At 63.0% G+C, this 15,387-nt stretch carries 16 protein-coding genes; 5 read left to right on the plus strand and 11 right to left on the minus strand.

Features of this window, described 5'->3' with window-relative positions; translation table 11 throughout:
• Positions 1-25 precede the first annotated feature (25 nt).
• The 4 genes from VGE08_RS00915 to VGE08_RS00930 all read right to left on the minus strand — a co-directional run bounded on the left by VGE08_RS00915 (position 26) and on the right by VGE08_RS00930 (position 2,953).
• On the minus strand, positions 26-748 hold the full coding sequence (locus tag VGE08_RS00915; RefSeq protein WP_331065964.1) for a response regulator transcription factor: 723 nt from the start codon (positions 746-748) through the stop codon (positions 26-28).
• 418 nt (positions 749-1,166) lie between these two features.
• Positions 1,167-1,742 (minus strand): hypothetical protein, encoded by a 576-nt coding sequence (locus tag VGE08_RS00920; protein ID WP_331065965.1) that lies wholly within the window; start codon positions 1,740-1,742, stop codon positions 1,167-1,169.
• 18 nt (positions 1,743-1,760) lie between these two features.
• Positions 1,761-2,387: a hypothetical protein gene (locus VGE08_RS00925; protein ID WP_331065966.1), complete on the minus strand. Its 627-nt coding sequence runs from the start codon at positions 2,385-2,387 to the stop codon at positions 1,761-1,763.
• Between the two features lie 23 nt (positions 2,388-2,410).
• Positions 2,411-2,953 carry a class D sortase gene (locus VGE08_RS00930; RefSeq protein ID WP_331065967.1) on the minus strand — a complete coding sequence of 181 codons (543 nt, stop codon included), beginning with the start codon at positions 2,951-2,953 and terminating at the stop codon, positions 2,411-2,413.
• A 602-nt stretch (positions 2,954-3,555) separates the two neighbouring features.
• On the opposite strand from VGE08_RS00930, the gene VGE08_RS00935 reads away from it, so the two are divergent.
• Complete coding sequence (locus VGE08_RS00935) at positions 3,556-5,028, plus strand: L,D-transpeptidase family protein (protein WP_331065968.1); 1,473 nt, start codon at positions 3,556-3,558, stop codon at positions 5,026-5,028.
• A gap of 52 nt (positions 5,029-5,080) precedes the next feature.
• Here VGE08_RS00935 and VGE08_RS00940 read toward each other — a convergent pair whose 3' ends face one another.
• Together VGE08_RS00940 and VGE08_RS00945 are read right to left on the minus strand one after the other, a co-directional pair.
• Complete coding sequence (locus VGE08_RS00940; RefSeq protein ID WP_331065969.1) at positions 5,081-5,419, minus strand: TraR/DksA family transcriptional regulator; 339 nt, start codon at positions 5,417-5,419, stop codon at positions 5,081-5,083.
• A gap of 141 nt (positions 5,420-5,560) precedes the next feature.
• Positions 5,561-6,040 carry a universal stress protein gene (locus VGE08_RS00945; protein WP_331065970.1) on the minus strand — a complete coding sequence of 160 codons (480 nt, stop codon included), beginning with the start codon at positions 6,038-6,040 and terminating at the stop codon, positions 5,561-5,563.
• 209 nt (positions 6,041-6,249) lie between these two features.
• Here VGE08_RS00945 and VGE08_RS00950 point away from each other — a divergent pair, with 209 nt between their 5' ends.
• The 3 genes from VGE08_RS00950 to VGE08_RS00960 all read left to right on the plus strand — a co-directional run bounded on the left by VGE08_RS00950 (position 6,250) and on the right by VGE08_RS00960 (position 8,937).
• Positions 6,250-6,642: a GFA family protein gene (locus VGE08_RS00950; protein ID WP_349258581.1), complete on the plus strand. Its 393-nt coding sequence runs from the start codon at positions 6,250-6,252 to the stop codon at positions 6,640-6,642.
• A gap of 220 nt (positions 6,643-6,862) precedes the next feature.
• Positions 6,863-8,545: a phospholipase D-like domain-containing protein gene (locus VGE08_RS00955; RefSeq protein WP_331065972.1), complete on the plus strand. Its 1,683-nt coding sequence runs from the start codon at positions 6,863-6,865 to the stop codon at positions 8,543-8,545.
• Positions 8,542-8,937 carry a c-type cytochrome gene (locus VGE08_RS00960; RefSeq protein WP_331065973.1) on the plus strand — a complete coding sequence of 132 codons (396 nt, stop codon included), beginning with the start codon at positions 8,542-8,544 and terminating at the stop codon, positions 8,935-8,937. The genes VGE08_RS00955 and VGE08_RS00960 overlap by 4 nt, the downstream gene beginning before the upstream one ends.
• A gap of 37 nt (positions 8,938-8,974) precedes the next feature.
• Here VGE08_RS00960 and VGE08_RS00965 read toward each other — a convergent pair whose 3' ends face one another.
• A complete protein-coding gene (locus VGE08_RS00965) occupies positions 8,975-9,166 on the minus strand; it encodes a DUF2380 domain-containing protein (RefSeq protein ID WP_331065974.1) in 192 nt (63 codons plus the stop codon).
• A gap of 388 nt (positions 9,167-9,554) precedes the next feature.
• Between VGE08_RS00965 and VGE08_RS00970 the strand changes: the two genes are divergently transcribed.
• Complete coding sequence (locus VGE08_RS00970) at positions 9,555-9,926, plus strand: UrcA family protein (RefSeq protein ID WP_331065975.1); 372 nt, start codon at positions 9,555-9,557, stop codon at positions 9,924-9,926.
• A 21-nt stretch (positions 9,927-9,947) separates the two neighbouring features.
• On the opposite strand, the gene VGE08_RS00975 is transcribed toward VGE08_RS00970, so the two are convergent.
• From VGE08_RS00975 to VGE08_RS00990, 4 genes are all read right to left on the minus strand, one after another.
• On the minus strand, positions 9,948-12,791 hold the full coding sequence (locus tag VGE08_RS00975) for a cation-translocating P-type ATPase (RefSeq protein WP_331065976.1): 2,844 nt from the start codon (positions 12,789-12,791) through the stop codon (positions 9,948-9,950).
• A gap of 426 nt (positions 12,792-13,217) precedes the next feature.
• On the minus strand, positions 13,218-13,427 hold the full coding sequence (locus VGE08_RS00980) for a hypothetical protein (protein WP_331065977.1): 210 nt from the start codon (positions 13,425-13,427) through the stop codon (positions 13,218-13,220).
• Positions 13,428-13,580: 153 nt separating this feature from the next.
• A complete protein-coding gene (locus tag VGE08_RS00985; protein ID WP_331065978.1) occupies positions 13,581-15,020 on the minus strand; it encodes a saccharopine dehydrogenase C-terminal domain-containing protein in 1,440 nt (479 codons plus the stop codon).
• 39 nt (positions 15,021-15,059) lie between these two features.
• Entirely contained in the window at positions 15,060-15,341 is a 282-nt protein-coding gene (locus VGE08_RS00990) for a DUF2934 domain-containing protein (protein WP_331065979.1), read from the minus strand.
• Positions 15,342-15,387: the final 46 nt, after the last annotated feature.

A 15,387-nucleotide genomic window follows, 5' to 3' on the forward strand; every position in this document is an offset into this window, starting at 1 on the left:
CAAGGGTTCGTTCTGAGCGGGCCGCTCACCAGTGAGCGGCGCCGTGCCCGAGCGAGCGGCGGCCGTCCTTCGGCTCCAGCGCCGCATTGAACGGCAGCTCGGCCACGGGTTCGGGGCCACGCTTCTGACGTTCCAGTACGACCCCCGATGCAGAGATCAGCTTCACCAGCTGCGCGAGCGAGCGCACGCGCATCTTGTGCATCACTCGTGCCCGATGCACCTTGATGGTCTTCAGCACGGTGCCGAGATCGCCGGCGATTTGTTTGTTCATGCGGCCTTCCACCACGTGCGCCAGCACCTCGCGCTCGCGGGGCGTCAGCGTCGCGATCCGCTCCTGGACGATCTCCTTGAGACTGGTGGCGCGACGCTGCTCCTCATCCAGACGCAGCGCTTCCTCCAGCGCGGCCAGCAATTCCTCGTTGTCCACCGGCTTGGTGAGAAAGTTGATGGCTCCGGCGCGCATCGCGACCACACTCTCGGCGATGCTGCCATGGCCGCTCAGGAACACGATGGGTCGATGACAATCCTCTTCGGCCAGCGCCGATTGCACTTCCAGCCCGCTGCGATCGGGCATCGCCAGATCCAGCAACAGACAACCGGGCACGCTCGGATCGTGATGTTCCAGGAACTCCACCGCAGAACCGAACGAGCGCGTGTTGTATCGAGCTGCGGACAGCAGGCGGGCCAATGCTCGCCTCACATCGGCATCGTCATCGACGATGAACACGGTTGGAGGTGTCCTGCTCACGAGATCTCCCTCGCCAGTCGGCAATGGCCAGTCGCTATGACTTGGGCCGAGCACGTCTCGACCCGAACCCTTCCAATGCGATCCCATGCTTCCTTGCCCCACGACCACGGTCGCCATGCACGCGACGATATATCTCGCGTTGCATGCACAGTGCCGGCATCGCCACCGGTATCAAACCCAGCACACGATCGGGCAGCAATGCCCGCTGCTTGCAACCTGCCATCTCCGCCATTCGCGAGACACCATTGCAGTCAAGGACTTCCGCAGCGATCATGCGGCAGCTACTAACTCGAGTAGATCAGCAATTGCCGAATCGCAAGCCGCTTTCCGAGCCGGTCCGCTCCATGACCCGGATATATCGGCAATGTCCCGGGATACTGTTGCCCTACAGCGCAGTAGCACTTTCACCAGGCCACCATCACTGTTCCGGTGTCACCGCGATCGCCGTGGCCTCGGTGTAGGTGACTCGTACCTCGTCGCCGGGGTTCAAGTTGTGGATGAATTGCGATGCTTTCGGATCCTCCACTGCAACGGTACGCACGATGCCGTCGGGCCGCTTGAACGTCACCGTGTCGAATGACTGATCAACAGACTCGATGACGACATCGGTCGATACTGTCGCACCGACCGCGGCGGCCGGCCGCTCGCCCGGCGCGGCGCGACTCTTCGCGACACTGGCACGCGGCTCGCTGGATTCCGAGCCTTTGGGCAGCACTTCGGCCAGAATCGCTTCGCGATACGTCGCCGATACTCGATCGCCGGGCTCGATCTGTTCGAAGTTGCGAACTTCCGGACCGACGACCAGCAGCGTGCGGTCACCTTCGGAGTTGCGCAGCACTAGCGATCTGGCGTCCTGATCCACGGACTCCACGGTCGCCGACGTCTTGGTCACGTTGGCTGAGGAGAACTTTTGGGGATCATCCTGTGCCAGCGCCGCAACGGACAGACACGCCAGCGAAGCAAGCAAAGAAACAGCCGGAAATATCCTTGTCATGATCGGACTCCTGCAAGGTCATGAGAAACGCAGTGCTCGCAAGCAGAGCGCTGCACACGCAAACACCACACTGAAGAGGGCGAACACCGGCCCGGGACCGGCGGTAGCGGGCATCTCGGGATCAGTGGCCTCGGCCAACCGGGTTCGATCGGTTGCCATTTCTTCCCCGGCGCCTTGCTCCGCAACCTGCTCGACCGCCAGGGGCACGATCAGCATGCGCTGCGACGTATCGGCCGGCTCCAGCGCAACCATGGGACGGCTGACTTGCACGTACGCTTTCAGATCCTGATTCGGCGCAACGTCGCGTATGCGCGTCGGCTCGCCGTTGATGAGGACACGGAAGTCGCTAGGAGCCGCGATGGACGTGGTCGGGCCGAGCGAGCCGTCGGGATGCTGGAAGCGCACCCGCATGGTGTTTCCTCTGACCTGTGTGAGCCTCGCGTTGAAAACCGCGTACTCCTGACCATCGCGGGATATCACGTCGAGGCAAGCCTCGGGCGCCCGTGGAAAGCGCTCCAGAACCTCATCGCTGAATGTCACGGCGGCACAATCCCGTGGATTCTGTGCGAACGCTGCACTGGCAACGAAAGCGAGCGTCGCGGCCAGGAATGCGCGAGCAATATTTACGCGCGATGGAATACCCATGATCGTCTCCTGTTCGTTGTGTCCTAAAGAGCTGCCGTTCTCTGCCCGGCGGCGATGCTGCCGGGAAAGACCGACCCGGGTGCGAGCAACTCGCGAGTCGAGTCCAGCCGGCCACGCACCACGAAGCGCTTCGGTGCGGGCCCGACGAAACGGAAGGGGTAGCAGGTCACGAGCGTGATGGAGGGTTCGGCGGTACGCCGCAAGAGAGCGGCATCGGCGCGATCCACGATCGCGATCGACGCGACACGATAGACGTAGTGAGAGCCGGGGGTGCGCACTTCAATCGCATCGCCGACTGCAATTCTCTCCAGCGGGCGGAAGAAGCCGTCGCGATGTGCGGCCAGGCCAAGATTGCCGCCCTCACCCGGTCGGGCCATACCGCGAATCAGCCCAGCGCCGCGATTGAGATTGATCTCGCTCGTATCCGGGTACAGCGCGGTGCGCAGCTCGAGAGAAGGAATTTCCAATAAACCCAGCGGGCCGTTCTCCGGAATGATCCTGGGCGCCGGCGCGCGAGGCACGGCAAGCGCCTTCACCGGCGCTGCATTCGATGTGGCTTGTGCCAAAGCGGCGCTCCCGCTGACGGCCGCATCCGTTCGCGCCGTAACATACATCGCCATCCATACGCATGCGAGGAGCCAGCACGCACGCTCTATCACTCTTGTAGCGCCACTCCAGCCCAAGCGAGACATTGGTCCAGCCCTGGTGTTCTTCTGAGGCTGGAGAGCGTCGGCTCGCATCGTCCAACCATCAATTAGCCCAAGGTCCAACCGTGCACATGTGCATACGCATGCAAGATCGTTCGCAAGTCTGCTCAACGAATCTCAGGTGATCGCGCGTGACTGCATTCTCACCAACAGAAGTCATCGATCCGTGCACACGCGGCGCGCTCACCGCAGTTTTCAACTTACCCCCATTTGAGGCAGCGGCGCTCACTCCTCAGTTCTACGCGCTCATTTAGCCTCGCCGCCGCCGATGGCAATTCGCCCGAAGCGCCCCGGCGGCGTGACTTTGTCTGCCCGCGATTTCTGCGGAGCGACTCCGCAGATTCCCGCATACGCCTGGCTGCCGGCACAGTCACACTGATGCCTGGCAAGTCATCGAGAGCAGGCCAGTGAGGCGCCGGGTTCGCTGCGTCGTCATCGCATTGTGTTTATTTTCAGGATGGATGTCGCACGCAGCGGACTCACTACAGTGGGTCCGCAACGGTGCGCCCACGTCCCAAGCCCTGCAGCTGAGCAAGGCGCTCACTGAAGCCGAGCGTTTTGGCCTCGCCCCGAACGCGTACCAGAGCGGATTGACTGTCGCGCAGTTGCAGACGGTCGCCACTGGCGCTGCCAACGCCGACCTGCTGCATCGCTACGATCGGGATCTATCGCAGCGAGCGTCACGCTTCGCCACTCATCTGCGCTATGGACGCGTCAATCCTCGTCAGGCGGGCTTCGATCTGCCGGCAAGAACCGTGACAATGGATGAGGACATCATCGCGAAGCTGGCCCACAGCAACGATGTCGAGGCGGCATTGTCCGCGCTGGAGCCGACACCGGCGCCCTATCGAATGCTGAAGCAAGCGCTGGCGCGTTATCGGCAGTTGAGTGATGAACGACTGGAACCGTTGCCCGCGCTCGCCACTCGCGCCGTTCGGCATGGCGAAGCCTATGCGGACGCCGAGCTATTGCGACGACGACTCACCATGCTGGGCGATCTGCCCGCCGATGCTGCTCCCGGCGATGCCAAAGTGTTCGACGAGCCGCTGGTGCAGGCGCTGAAGAGCTTTCAAACGCGACATGGGTTGCTCGCGGACGGCATCCTGGGAAAACAGACCCACGCGGCGCTGAACGTGCCGTTGCAACGGCGTGTGCGACAGATCGAGTTGTCGCTGGAACGCTGGCGCTGGCTGAACGGCATGCCACGCCCGGACATCGTCATCAACGTTCCTCAATACATGTTGTATGCCCTGCCGCGAGCCGGCCGGCCCGGCGAAACGTTGCTGGAGATTCCCGTGATCGTCGGCCGTACCCGCGATCGCACGCCCCTCTTCACTTCGTCGATCAAGGAAGTCGTGTTCAATCCCTATTGGGACGTGCCAAGAAGCATCATGCGCAACGAGTTGCTGCCCAAGATTCGCAAGAACCCGAGCTACCTGCGGCGCAACCACTACGAGATCGTGCAAGGCGCGAGCGACAATGCGGCGGTCCAAGAGCCGACGCCCGAAGCGATCGCGGGCCTGGAGGAGGGAAAGTTCCGGCTGCGCCAGCGGCCGGGGCCGGACAATGCGCTCGGACCGGTGAAGTTCATCATGCCCAATCCCTATTCCATTCGCCTGCATGGCACCTCCGAGCCCGGCTTGTTCCAGTTGCCGGAACGCGCCTTCAGTCACGGCTGCATCCGAGTCAGCGATCCCGCGGCGCTAGCGGAGTATGTGCTGGTCAATGCACCTGGCGATTGGAATAGCGAGACGGTCGCGACCGCTCTTTGCGGGACCGAGCCACGACGCGTCGTGCTCGACGTTCCCGTTCGGGTTCTGGTGTTCTACGCGACGGCGGCGGCAACGACATCGCGCGGCATGCTGTTCTCAGCGGATGTCTATGGCTTGGATGCCCGGCTCGAAAAGTTGCTTGCGGCCCAGCCGCAATCCTGATCGATCGCGATCCTGATCGATCAGGATCCTGACCAATCAAGCGGCGGAGATATCATTTCTCTCCGCAGCGCTGACATACCGTGGCGTGCGGTATGGCTGCCAGCCGTGCCGCGGAGATTTGCTCGCCACAGGTTCTGCACTGGCCGTACAAACCCCGCGCCATTCGAGCCAGCGCCAGATCGATTTCCTCCAGCTCGCGAGCCGCGGCATGCCCGATGGCCTCCAGGGTTTCGTCGTTCTCCAACTGGATCGCCTGGTCGGAGAAGTCCTTGCTGAGCGGCTCGTGCTGTCTTTGCAGATCCAGATCGATCCGCTGCTGACGCCGCTGCAATTCGGCACGCCGGGCCAGCAGGCGGTCTCTTATCTGTTCCAGCGCGGTGTCATCGGTCATTGAACCTGCCTCATCGAAAGTCGCGCAGCACGCGATTGTACTATCGTCCCAGCATGAACGCAGGTCTCGCCATGCGGGCTTGGCCGTAGCGACTACGTGCCGCGCCCGGGCCCGAACGGCGCCGCTCAGCGTTGCAAATCGTCAAGCCGTGCTAACGCCTGGAACCCACGTCGACTCCGTGTGTTCGCGCACCAGCATGACCGGTACCGGAGAAGATCGCAGTACCAGCTCGGCATCGCTGCCCATGAGCAGGCGATTGATCCCGCGCCGGCCGTGGGTTCCCATCACGATCAGATCCGCAGGCCATTGCTTCGCCTGATCGATGATGATGTCGGCGGCACGCTTGCCGACGGTCTCGGCCAGAATGGCTTCCGCGTCCACGTGCCGCTCGCGGCAGAACGCCTGAGCTTCGCGCAGGATCTGCTGGCCCCGCACTCGCACGCTCTCCACCCATCGATTGTAGTAATCGGTCCCCAGCGGCACGTCGCCCATCAGCAACTCGTCCACCGAGTGCAGAATGCGGAGGGTCCCATTCACTTGTTTCACCAGGCTGACGGCCTCGGCCAGTCCGCGCATCGAAGTCGAGCTGCCGTCCACTGGAGCCAGAATCTTGCTGATCATTGAGGCACTCCTTTCGAAGTGACGGTGACTACGGTGATTCGATGCTGCATGCATCTACCCGACGGCGCAGCGTGTCTTCCCGCGAGGGACTAGGTACTACCCAGACAAATACCACCCCGGACAAATACCGACCAGGTGAGCGCGCCGCACGCGATTGCAATCCCGGGCCAGCTCGCCAACCATCGCTGGATTCCGCGAGGACACCTGGCATGGATCAATTCACCGGCGGCTGCCTTTGTGGCAACGTGCGAATCGTGGCGGCCGGGCGCCCCTATCGGGTGGGCCTTTGTCATTGTCTGGACTGCCGCAAGCACCACGGAGCGCTTTTTCACGCGTCGGCCATCTTCCCTCAGGAGGCGGTGACCATCGAAGGCGAAACTCGCGACTATGCCGGGCGGCATTTCTGCCCGCGCTGCGGTTCGTCCGTCTTCTCGCGCAGCCGCGATGAAATCGAAGTGAACCTGGGCGCGTTCGATGCCCCCAATCAATTCGAGCCCAGCTACGAGCTTTGGACGATCCGGCGCGAATCCTGGCTGCCGCCCTTTCCGCTGGCGAAGCGGTACGACCGCGATCGGGATACTGCCAGCCGTTTCGAGCCGTAAGACGAAGACCGACGCCCCCTATCCGGGTCTGGCTCGCAGCCAGCAAGCACTTGTAGGAAAGACCCTCGGTCGACCGCGATCATGGCTTGGCAAAGCCGGCGCAAAGCGTTGCCATGGAACGACTGCGGGCCGCTTGAGTTGGGATGACGTGACCTCGATTTCGCCGCTCGCCAGGCGCAACTCGAGGTAGCTGCCCACCCATCATCGCCGTCTGAGGGCCATGTCTGCGAACCGTCTCGACCAGGCATTCGAATCGCTGCTCCGCCCCGGAGAAACGTGCTGGCGCGCTTCGCTGGCCGAACGAGCCACGCTGCTGGTCGATGGACAGGAGTATTTTGCCGCGCTCAGGTCGGCGCTGCTGCGTGCCCGCAAGTTGATTGTCATCGCCGGATGGGATTTCGATACCCGCGTCCATCTGCCGCCGCGCGCGGCTGCGAGAGGTGAGTCACTGAGCGCGCCGGTGCAGTTCGGCGAGTTGCTGGGATATCTGCTGCAAACCCGGCCCGGGCTGCAGATTCACGTCGCACGCTGGAATTATCACTGGCTGTATCGCGACGACCGCGAGACCGACACGCGCCAACAGTTGGAATCCCGTGGAATCCGCTTCTATGAGGACTCCAATCATCCGACCACCGGCTGCGTGCACCACAAGGTCGTCGTCATCGACGACAAGCTGGCATTCATCGGCGGGATCGATCTGACTCACAACCGCTGGGACACGCGCGAGCATCTGCCTGGCGAAGCGCGCCGTCACAACGCCGATGGCGAGGCCTACATGCCGGTGCACGATACTCAATTGTGCGTCACCGGTCCGGTGGTCGCCGACATTGCCGCTTATCTGCGCGAAAACTGGCCTGAAGGACCGCCTCCGGAACGGGTGAACGTACCGGAAAATTGCTGGCCCGAAGGTTGGCCGGTGCATTTCGAGCACATCAATGCGGCAGTCAGCCGCACGTTGCCGGCGTGCGAATCCAGGCCGGCAATCAGGGAGGTCGAGGCGTTCTATCTCGCCGCGATCGCTCGCACGCAGCGCTCGCTGTATCTGGAGAATCAATACTTCACCAGCACTCGCATCGCCGAAGCCATCGCGCAGCGCTGTCGAGAAGTGCCCGAGCTGCAAGGACTGCTGGTCGGGATGGAGCGCCCGAAGACCACGGTCGAGCTGCACACGATGGGTCACGGCCTGCAGCGCTTCTTTCGCATTCTCACTGCCACTGGAGCAAGCGATCGCGTGCCGCTGGTCGGAGCCCTCTGTGACGGCCAAGGCATCAACCTGCACTCCAAGCTCGGGGTGTTCGACGATCGCTGGCTGACGGTCGGCTCGGCGAACTTGAATCGCAGGTCCATGGGCTTCGATGTCGAATGCAATCTGCTGCTCGAAGCCACCACGCCCGGGCACCGCGCGCGTATGTCCGAGCTTCGCAACGATCTGCTCGCCGAGCATCTGGGTTCGACATCCAACGCGATTGCCACGCATCTGAGCTCGAAGGGGCTGGCCAGTTTGCCCGATCTCGGCCGCGGTCGGCGGCGCTTGGTTAGATTGCGCCCCGACACGCTAGCCGCGCATTTCGGGCCATTGCTGGTGCCGCTGTTCGACCGCGATTGCCATTTGATTCCGCCAGCCCGAATACGCACAGCGCCGAAGTCACGGGTCGCCGTTCCGCAACGAGCCGCGGTTGCCCTGTTGGCAATCGGCAGCCTGGCTGCGTGGTGGGACAATGCACCTCCCCTGCATACGTTGACTCGCAGCGTCGATGCGGTACTCGGCGAAGTGATCCATCAGTTGCAGATCGAAGCCGCCGCTTCGCTGCTCCCCAAGACCAAGCCGCAGCCGGTGCATGCACACCAGCCTGGCACTGGCTGCGACAGATCGTGCGCAGCGACGCGGGAGGAATCTTCATGACTTCCATGATGTCCAGTGCCAACAGACTCGCACTGGCTCTGTGGCCGACGCTTTGGCTCGCCCTACCCGCCCGGGCTGCCGATAGCCCGCCGGCAGCCTTCAACAATCACTGCCGAACCTGTCACTCCGTGAAAGAAGGGGACAATCGGCTCGGACCGTCGCTGCACCAGGTCCATGGCCGCAAAGCCGGCTCGGTGGCCGGCTACGCCAATTACTCGCAAGCGATGAAAAGCGCCGGCATCACCTGGGACGAAGCCACCCTGGACAAGTTCATCGAGGATCCGGAGCAGGTCATCCCCAACAACAACATGAAACCCTACAAGGGCATCCCCGATGCGGCCGTGCGCGAGCAGATCGTGGCTTACTTGAAATCGCAGAGCACCGCAGAGTGAGCTCCAAGCGCTAGCGATTGCCGGTCAATGGCAAGGGCTATTGCGACGCGCGCGCATCGAGTGTCCCTTCCACCAAGCGCGCCTTGACCAACTTCGCCGCGCCTCGACTCCAGGAATAGTCGGCACCCATCTGCAGTCCGCTCTCCCCGGCAGCGATGACCGCACCCGTCCGGGTATCGCGAACTTTGAACCTCACGACGTACTCCGTGCGGCTGATTCTGCTGACCACACCGACCAGGGATCATGCAATCGCGGCTTTGATCTTGCCGATTTCTCTGTGCTGCTGAACCATGGCGACACTCCTTGCACGGCCTGCCTGGAAGTGAACTGCGTTCCTGCTGCCGCAGTCAAGCAGCGCGCGGTTGTTCATCGCTTCCCTGGCCATCGTGCTGACAGCGACACAGCAGGGATCGGCACTCACTAAAGTAATCTTCGCGCAACCCTCAAGTGCGACCGGCCAGCGCGTGACCACACGCGCTGGCGCCTGGTCGCGGCGGATTCACGAAGCTATCACGGCCGCCATCACGTCTTTCGCACGCCGCTCTCTGAAACTACTCCTGACTTGAACAGCCGCGCTGCTCCACAGCAGCACGGTCAACTCAACTAGGAGATCGATCATGAAGCGCATGTTGGGATCTGCATTGCTGACGAGCACGGCATCGGCGGCATTCTTGTTTCTTGCCATCCAGCCCGTCAGTCAGGCTGCGGTACCGTCGCAGGCAAAGCAGTTGGTGGGAAAGGTGCGTGTGTCGTTCGCCGACCTCGATTTGAGCCGGCAGGACGATGCCCGGACTCTGCTGGACCGCATTGAAAAGGCGGCCTACCTGGCCTGCGGCGGCAATCCTCGCCGGCACCCCGGCTATGGCTTGATGCCAGATCGCACCGAGGAAGTGTTCGAAGAGTGCCGACAGGAAGCCATCGCGCGCGCGATCCGAGACGTGGACGCACCCGTGCTGGCGCAGGCTCGCCTGCAGCCTGTCAGCAACTGAAGCAAGCAAGCGGGCTGCCAACTAACGTTGGCGGCCCGCAATCCGTCGCACGGCTTTCAGTCCTTCCATCAGCCAGATCACCGAGCTGCCCACGGCTGCACACAGCAACCAGTCGCTCAAACTCAGCGGCACGGTCGAGAATGCATGCTGCAGAAACGGTACGTACACCACGGCGACCTGGAGCGCCATGGAGAGCGTCAGCGCTCCCCACAACCACGGGTTCGTGAATATCCCAACGAATGCGCTGCGTTCATCCGAGCGCGCATTGAACACAGTGAGCAGTCCGAAGAAAACCAAAGTGGTGAACGCCATGGTTTGCGCATAGCGAATATCGCCAGCGCCAGCGATGAGGCCACCGGGCAGGCTGGCATCGATCACCAGCAAGGTCCCGACAGCCATGACGCCCCCCACGAAAGCGATGCTGCCCCACATTCGTTGCGTAATCACTCCTTCGGTGCGCGGCCGCGGCGGCTCGTTCATCGCGTCGGGATCGGCCGGATCCATGCCGAGAGCGAGCGCCGGAGCGCCGTCCGTCACCAGGTTGATCCACAACACCTGCGTTGCCAGCAAAGGCAGGACCACCGCGCCGTCTTGCTCCGCCGCCGACAACCCGATCACATCGGCCAGCAGCACGCCGAAGAACATGGTCAGCACTTCGCCGATGTTGGACGACAACAGATAACGCAAGAACTTGCGAATGTTGCCGAAGATGGCGCGGCCCTCCTCTACCGCCGCGACGATGGAAGCGAAGTTGTCGTCGGCAAGCACGATATCGGCCGCCTGCTTGGACACGTCGGTGCCCATGATTCCCATCGCGACTCCGATGTCGGCGGTCTTGAGCGCGGGCGCATCGTTCACACCGTCGCCCGTCATCGCCACGATCGCTCCCTGGCGCTGTAGCGCGTTGACGATGCGCAGCTTGTGTTCGGGGTTGACGCGGGCGAACACCGATGTGTCCCGCAACGCCTCGACCAGCTCGTCATCCGACATCTTTTGAATCTGCGCGCCGGCAAGAGTCCGGCCATTGTCGGTAATCCCCAGCTCTCTCGCGATCACCGACGCGGTTGTGGGATGGTCGCCGGTGACCATGATGGGCCGGACGCCAGCCTGCCTGGCGCGCGCCACCGCCGCTGCCGCCTCCTCCCTGGGAGGATCGATCATGCCGATCAGGCCCAGGAAAACCAGGTCGCGTTCGATCTGCTCGTCGATGTCGTCGCGATCGAACGCGTCCGCAGGCAGCACCCGCAAGGCCACTCCCAAAGTACGCAACGCCTCGCCAGCCAGGGCCTCGTTGATCTTGCGGATCTGCGCGCGACGCTCTTCCGTCAGCGGCCTCAGTTCCTCGCCAACCTGCTCGTGTGAGCAACGGGCCAGCAACTCGTCCGGCGCGCCTTTCGTGAATGCGATGTGAGATTGCCTGCGCCTGGCGTCGCTGTGAACCGTACTCATCAGCTTGCGCTCGGAGGAGAACGGCACTTCCGCGATCCTTTGGAAGCGCGCGTCGAGCATCTCCTCCGTGAAGCCCGCCTTGTGAGCCGCCACGATCAGCGCTGCCTCGGTCGGATCGCCTTGCACGACCCATTGCCCATCGCGCTCCTGCACGACGGCGTTGTTGGCACGATCGGCAGCGGCCAGCGCCCTCATGAATTCACTGCGCAGCGGACCTTCGATCGTACCGCCGCCCTCCGCTTGCACCTCGCCTTCCGGTGCATAGCCGGTGCCACTGAAGTTCACGCGTCCACTCGCTGTAACCACGACGCGCACCGTCATTTCGTTCTTGGTCAGTGTGCCGGTCTTGTCGGATGCGATGACGCTCGAGGAACCCAAAGTTTCAACCGCGGCGAGATGACGAACGATGGCATTGCGCTTCGCCATCCGTTGCACGCCAAGCGCCAACACCGCCGTAACTACCGCCGGCAGCCCTTCAGGAACCGCGGCGACGGCGAGAGCGACGCCAAGGATGAGCACATCGAAGATCGCAGCAAAGCTACGAACCTGTTCGACCACGATGATCGTGACGATCATGATCGCTGCAATCGCGACCACGACGATGCCCAGCAATCTGCCAACGGCGGCGAGCTCTCGCTGCAACGGAGTGACATCCGCCGGCGTCGCCTCGATCATGCCGGCGATCCTGCCCATCTCGGTCCGCATGCCCGTCGCTGTCACCACCGCCTTGCCACGGCCGTAGGTGACGGCAGTCCCGCTGAATATCATGTTGTGCCGGTCGCCGAGGGGGGCATCGTCCGTAAGCGGAGCAGGATCTTTGGACACGGGCTGGCTCTCGCCGGTCAGCGCCGCCTCGGCCGTATGCAACGCCGTTGCACGAATCAAGCGCGCATCCGCGGGCACCGTGTCGCCCTCTTCGACGATGATGATGTCACCGGGAACGAGCTCGGCGGCCTCGACGCTCTGCTGCGTGCCATCGCGGATCACTCTCGCCCGCGCAGCAGACATCTTGCGCAGGGCCGCGACCGCTTGTTCGGCACGCGATTGCTGCACATAGCCCATGACGGCGTTGAGCATCACGACCGCGAGAATCGCGATCGCCTCGTACGGCAGGGCCTGGTCGCGCTCCAGCCACCACAGCACGGCTGAAATCGCGGTAGCGATCAGCAGCAGGATGACCAGCACATCCTCGAACTGCGCGAGGAATTTACGCCAGGCCGGTACCGGCGCTTCCGCCTTGAGCTCGTTTCGGCCGTAACGATCGAGCCGCGCGAGCGCTTCTTCTTTGCCCAGCCCGAGCTGCTCATCCGACTGCAAGGAGGCCACCGCCTGCTCGGCCGTCGCTTGATACACCTCTGCCCGCCCCGTGCTGCCATCAAAAGTCGCCGCTGGCTGACTGGCGGTAGGACTCAGCATGTCTGACTGCCTGGTACGTCGCGGAGCCGCGAGTTGATCACACCTATCTGCCGGCGCCAAGCCGCTTGCAAGCGCCAGGCCGATTCGATGCCACGAAGGTACGCTCCTTTGCCCTTCCCTTGTGGTTCAGAGAGTTGGCGTAATAATTGCGTCCGGCCCACCGGCCGTCAACATTCGTCAGGGACAGCCCGCCCAGGGTCGAGGAGTGCTCCTCGGCTCGCCAGCAAGGTCCCTCGAACGACGCGCATCGATGCGCTGTACGCGCATCGTGCAGCTCAACGATAACAATCTGCTCGACGAGAAGTACTTCGTGCTGACGAATGCGACGTACACGGCACGCCCGTCGACCATGCCTCGAGCATCAACGTTGGATTGTATGTCGCGGGGTGCGACGCGCCCGCGTCCGTCGTGGACGAGGCCGTCGCGTCAATAGCGAGCAACGGCGTCGCTGGCGGGGAATGTGTCCATCAGGCGTCGATCGACGGCATCGTAGAACTCCGCCTCTTGCCGAGCGTCGTCCGCAGGCGCGCGTGATGTCGTGGATGCCGGCGACTTCCGGGGCCGTATGGCTTTGCTGACGGCGTCCACGAATTTCCGCCGGCCAGTACTGTGTTCCACATGTGTCGTATGAGCCATGATCTTCTCCACGTGTAATAGGTACCCGATGTAGCGGCTCCTCCCCGCTGGCTGAACGATTTCCAGCCCTTTCTACGCCGCAACCCGGGTTCCATCAATTGGAAATAATCATGCGCCGGCCAGTCTTTCTCGAAGCATGAGGGTCATCGACTCTTATGCAATCCACTGGCGGCCGCGAATGTTCTGCAGCTGCCAGGGATTGTTGACATCGAGCGTCTCCGGAAACAATTCGCCACGCCCCTGCAACGGCGTCCAATCCGTGAACTTGCCGGTGAGCTTGCCCAGATAGGGTGCGGCCACCTCCAGACATTCCTCGGGGTCCATTTGATCCGGCTCGACCAGCCCCTGGCGCGGATGACGTATCGCCCAGACGACCGCGGCCAACGCGCCAGCGACGACTTGCATCGTGGTCGCGTTGGCGAATTCGACGTGGCGCCGGGCCTCGTGGATCGATAGCTGCGAACCGTACCAGTAGGCATTCTTGGCGTGGCCTGCGAGCAGCACGCCCAGCTCGTCCATGCCATCGACGATGTCATGACTCAAGCGACGGCTCGATGGCTGCATGGTCCAGCCGCGTCCTTCCAGCTCGAGCGCGGAAAGCATGGCGTCGTCGCATGGGTGATAGACGAACATTACTGTCGGTCGATAGCTGAAGCCTTGCTCGTTCCGCAACGACAGATAATCCGCGATGGAGAACACTTCATCGTGCGTCACGAGCATGCCCTGATACCCACCCACCGACGGCACCCAGCTGCGCGCAAACGTGCCACCGCTCGGGCGCGGCAGGTACAGCGTGCCGGAGCCTTGTCGATGCTGACGGGCCCGCCGCGGCAGATTCAGCTCGTGCACGCCGATCGAAAGCTCGGCAGGCTGCAGCAGCTCATCGACGAAGCCGTCGATCGACCACGTGTTCACGAACTCGCCGTGGCGCTTGGCATGGTCGGCGACCTGGGTATCGCGCTCGGCGATCTGGATGACGCAGATCTTCAGATCTCGCGCCAGGGCCGCCCAGTCTTCGCGAACCTGCGGCCGTGCTTCGCCGGCCCGCAGGATTCGATCCAACTGCAGCAGCGCACGCTTCACGAAATGCGACACCATCCCGGGGTTTGCTCCGTGGTCGATGACTGCGGTGGGCGCATCCGGCCCGAGCTCGTTGGCAAGTTGCTGCGCCTTTTCACGAATGACGAAATTGGTTCGCTGGCGCATCTCCAGCATGGGATTGTCGTAGATGCCGGGCCACGGCTCGATGGAAGTGTCCACGTACAGCGCCCCCACCTCCGAGCAGAAGCGAACCAGGTCCAGGCTCGACACATTGATCGAGAGATTGAGGACGAGATCGCCGGCCTTGACGTGCCGGGCGAGAATGCGCCGATGATTGCCGGGAGTGAGATGCGTGTGCTCGAAGCGCGCGTCGCAGGCACCGGCAATACCGCGGCCCTGCTCGTCCGCGGCCAACACCGTGATCCGCCCTGCGCCTTCAAGAGAAAGATGGCGGCGCAGCAGTGGCAGCACTGCCTGACCGATGCTGCCGCAACCGATCAGAATGACTCGCCCCGAGAATTTTTCCTGCACCGGCCTGGCTGCGCCGGTCATCGATCCAGGCCCTTTTCTTGCTGCATTTTCACCTCTTCATCAATCCTCGTTGGAGGACGTCTTGACCGTGTCGAACGGATTGTCCGGCGGCGTGCTGCGCGCCGGCCCGGCTTCGATCTCCCGCTCCGCCTGCAACCAATCCTCCAGCTCGTGGCCGGGGCGAAAGTCGCGCTGCGCCGCCAGCTCATAGGCCCGCCTGGCGATTCTAGCGTGCTGTTCGGGCGGCATGCTGGCACTCGTGGGCGTGATCCCGGGTCCGGAGGCCGAAGCGTCGGACTTACTCTCGGGGGCGTCGGGGCGCTGCACGGATTGCGTGGCCATCGCATCATCTCCTGGCAAATCTGCTCGGCTCTGTGGCGTTAAGCGA

The sequence above is a fragment of the Steroidobacter sp. genome (assembly GCF_036406195.1).
Taxonomy (GTDB): Bacteria; Pseudomonadota; Gammaproteobacteria; order Steroidobacterales; family Steroidobacteraceae; genus Steroidobacter.

Bases quoted from the DNA above. Each gene is read 5' to 3' on its own strand.
- VGE08_RS00940 (WP_331065969.1), bottom strand. From the start codon at position 5,419: ATGACCGATGACACCGCGCTGGAACAGATAAGAGACCGCCTGCTGGCC.
- VGE08_RS00945 (WP_331065970.1), bottom strand. From the start codon at position 6,040: ATGATCAGCAAGATTCTGGCTCCAGTGGACGGCAGCTCGACTTCGATG.
- VGE08_RS00985 (WP_331065978.1), bottom strand. From the start codon at position 15,020: ATGACCGGCGCAGCCAGGCCGGTGCAGGAAAAATTCTCGGGGCGAGTC.
- VGE08_RS00990 (WP_331065979.1), bottom strand. From the start codon at position 15,341: ATGGCCACGCAATCCGTGCAGCGCCCCGACGCCCCCGAGAGTAAGTCC.
- VGE08_RS00950 (WP_349258581.1), top strand. From the start codon at position 6,250: ATGGATCAATTCACCGGCGGCTGCCTTTGTGGCAACGTGCGAATCGTG.
- VGE08_RS00920 (WP_331065965.1), bottom strand. From the start codon at position 1,742: ATGACAAGGATATTTCCGGCTGTTTCTTTGCTTGCTTCGCTGGCGTGT.
- VGE08_RS00960 (WP_331065973.1), top strand. From the start codon at position 8,542: ATGACTTCCATGATGTCCAGTGCCAACAGACTCGCACTGGCTCTGTGG.
- VGE08_RS00980 (WP_331065977.1), bottom strand. From the start codon at position 13,427: ATGGCTCATACGACACATGTGGAACACAGTACTGGCCGGCGGAAATTC.
- VGE08_RS00955 (WP_331065972.1), top strand. From the start codon at position 6,863: ATGTCTGCGAACCGTCTCGACCAGGCATTCGAATCGCTGCTCCGCCCC.
- VGE08_RS00975 (WP_331065976.1), bottom strand. From the start codon at position 12,791: ATGCTGAGTCCTACCGCCAGTCAGCCAGCGGCGACTTTTGATGGCAGC.
- VGE08_RS00970 (WP_331065975.1), top strand. From the start codon at position 9,555: ATGAAGCGCATGTTGGGATCTGCATTGCTGACGAGCACGGCATCGGCG.
- VGE08_RS00935 (WP_331065968.1), top strand. From the start codon at position 3,556: ATGTCGCACGCAGCGGACTCACTACAGTGGGTCCGCAACGGTGCGCCC.
- VGE08_RS00925 (WP_331065966.1), bottom strand. From the start codon at position 2,387: ATGGGTATTCCATCGCGCGTAAATATTGCTCGCGCATTCCTGGCCGCG.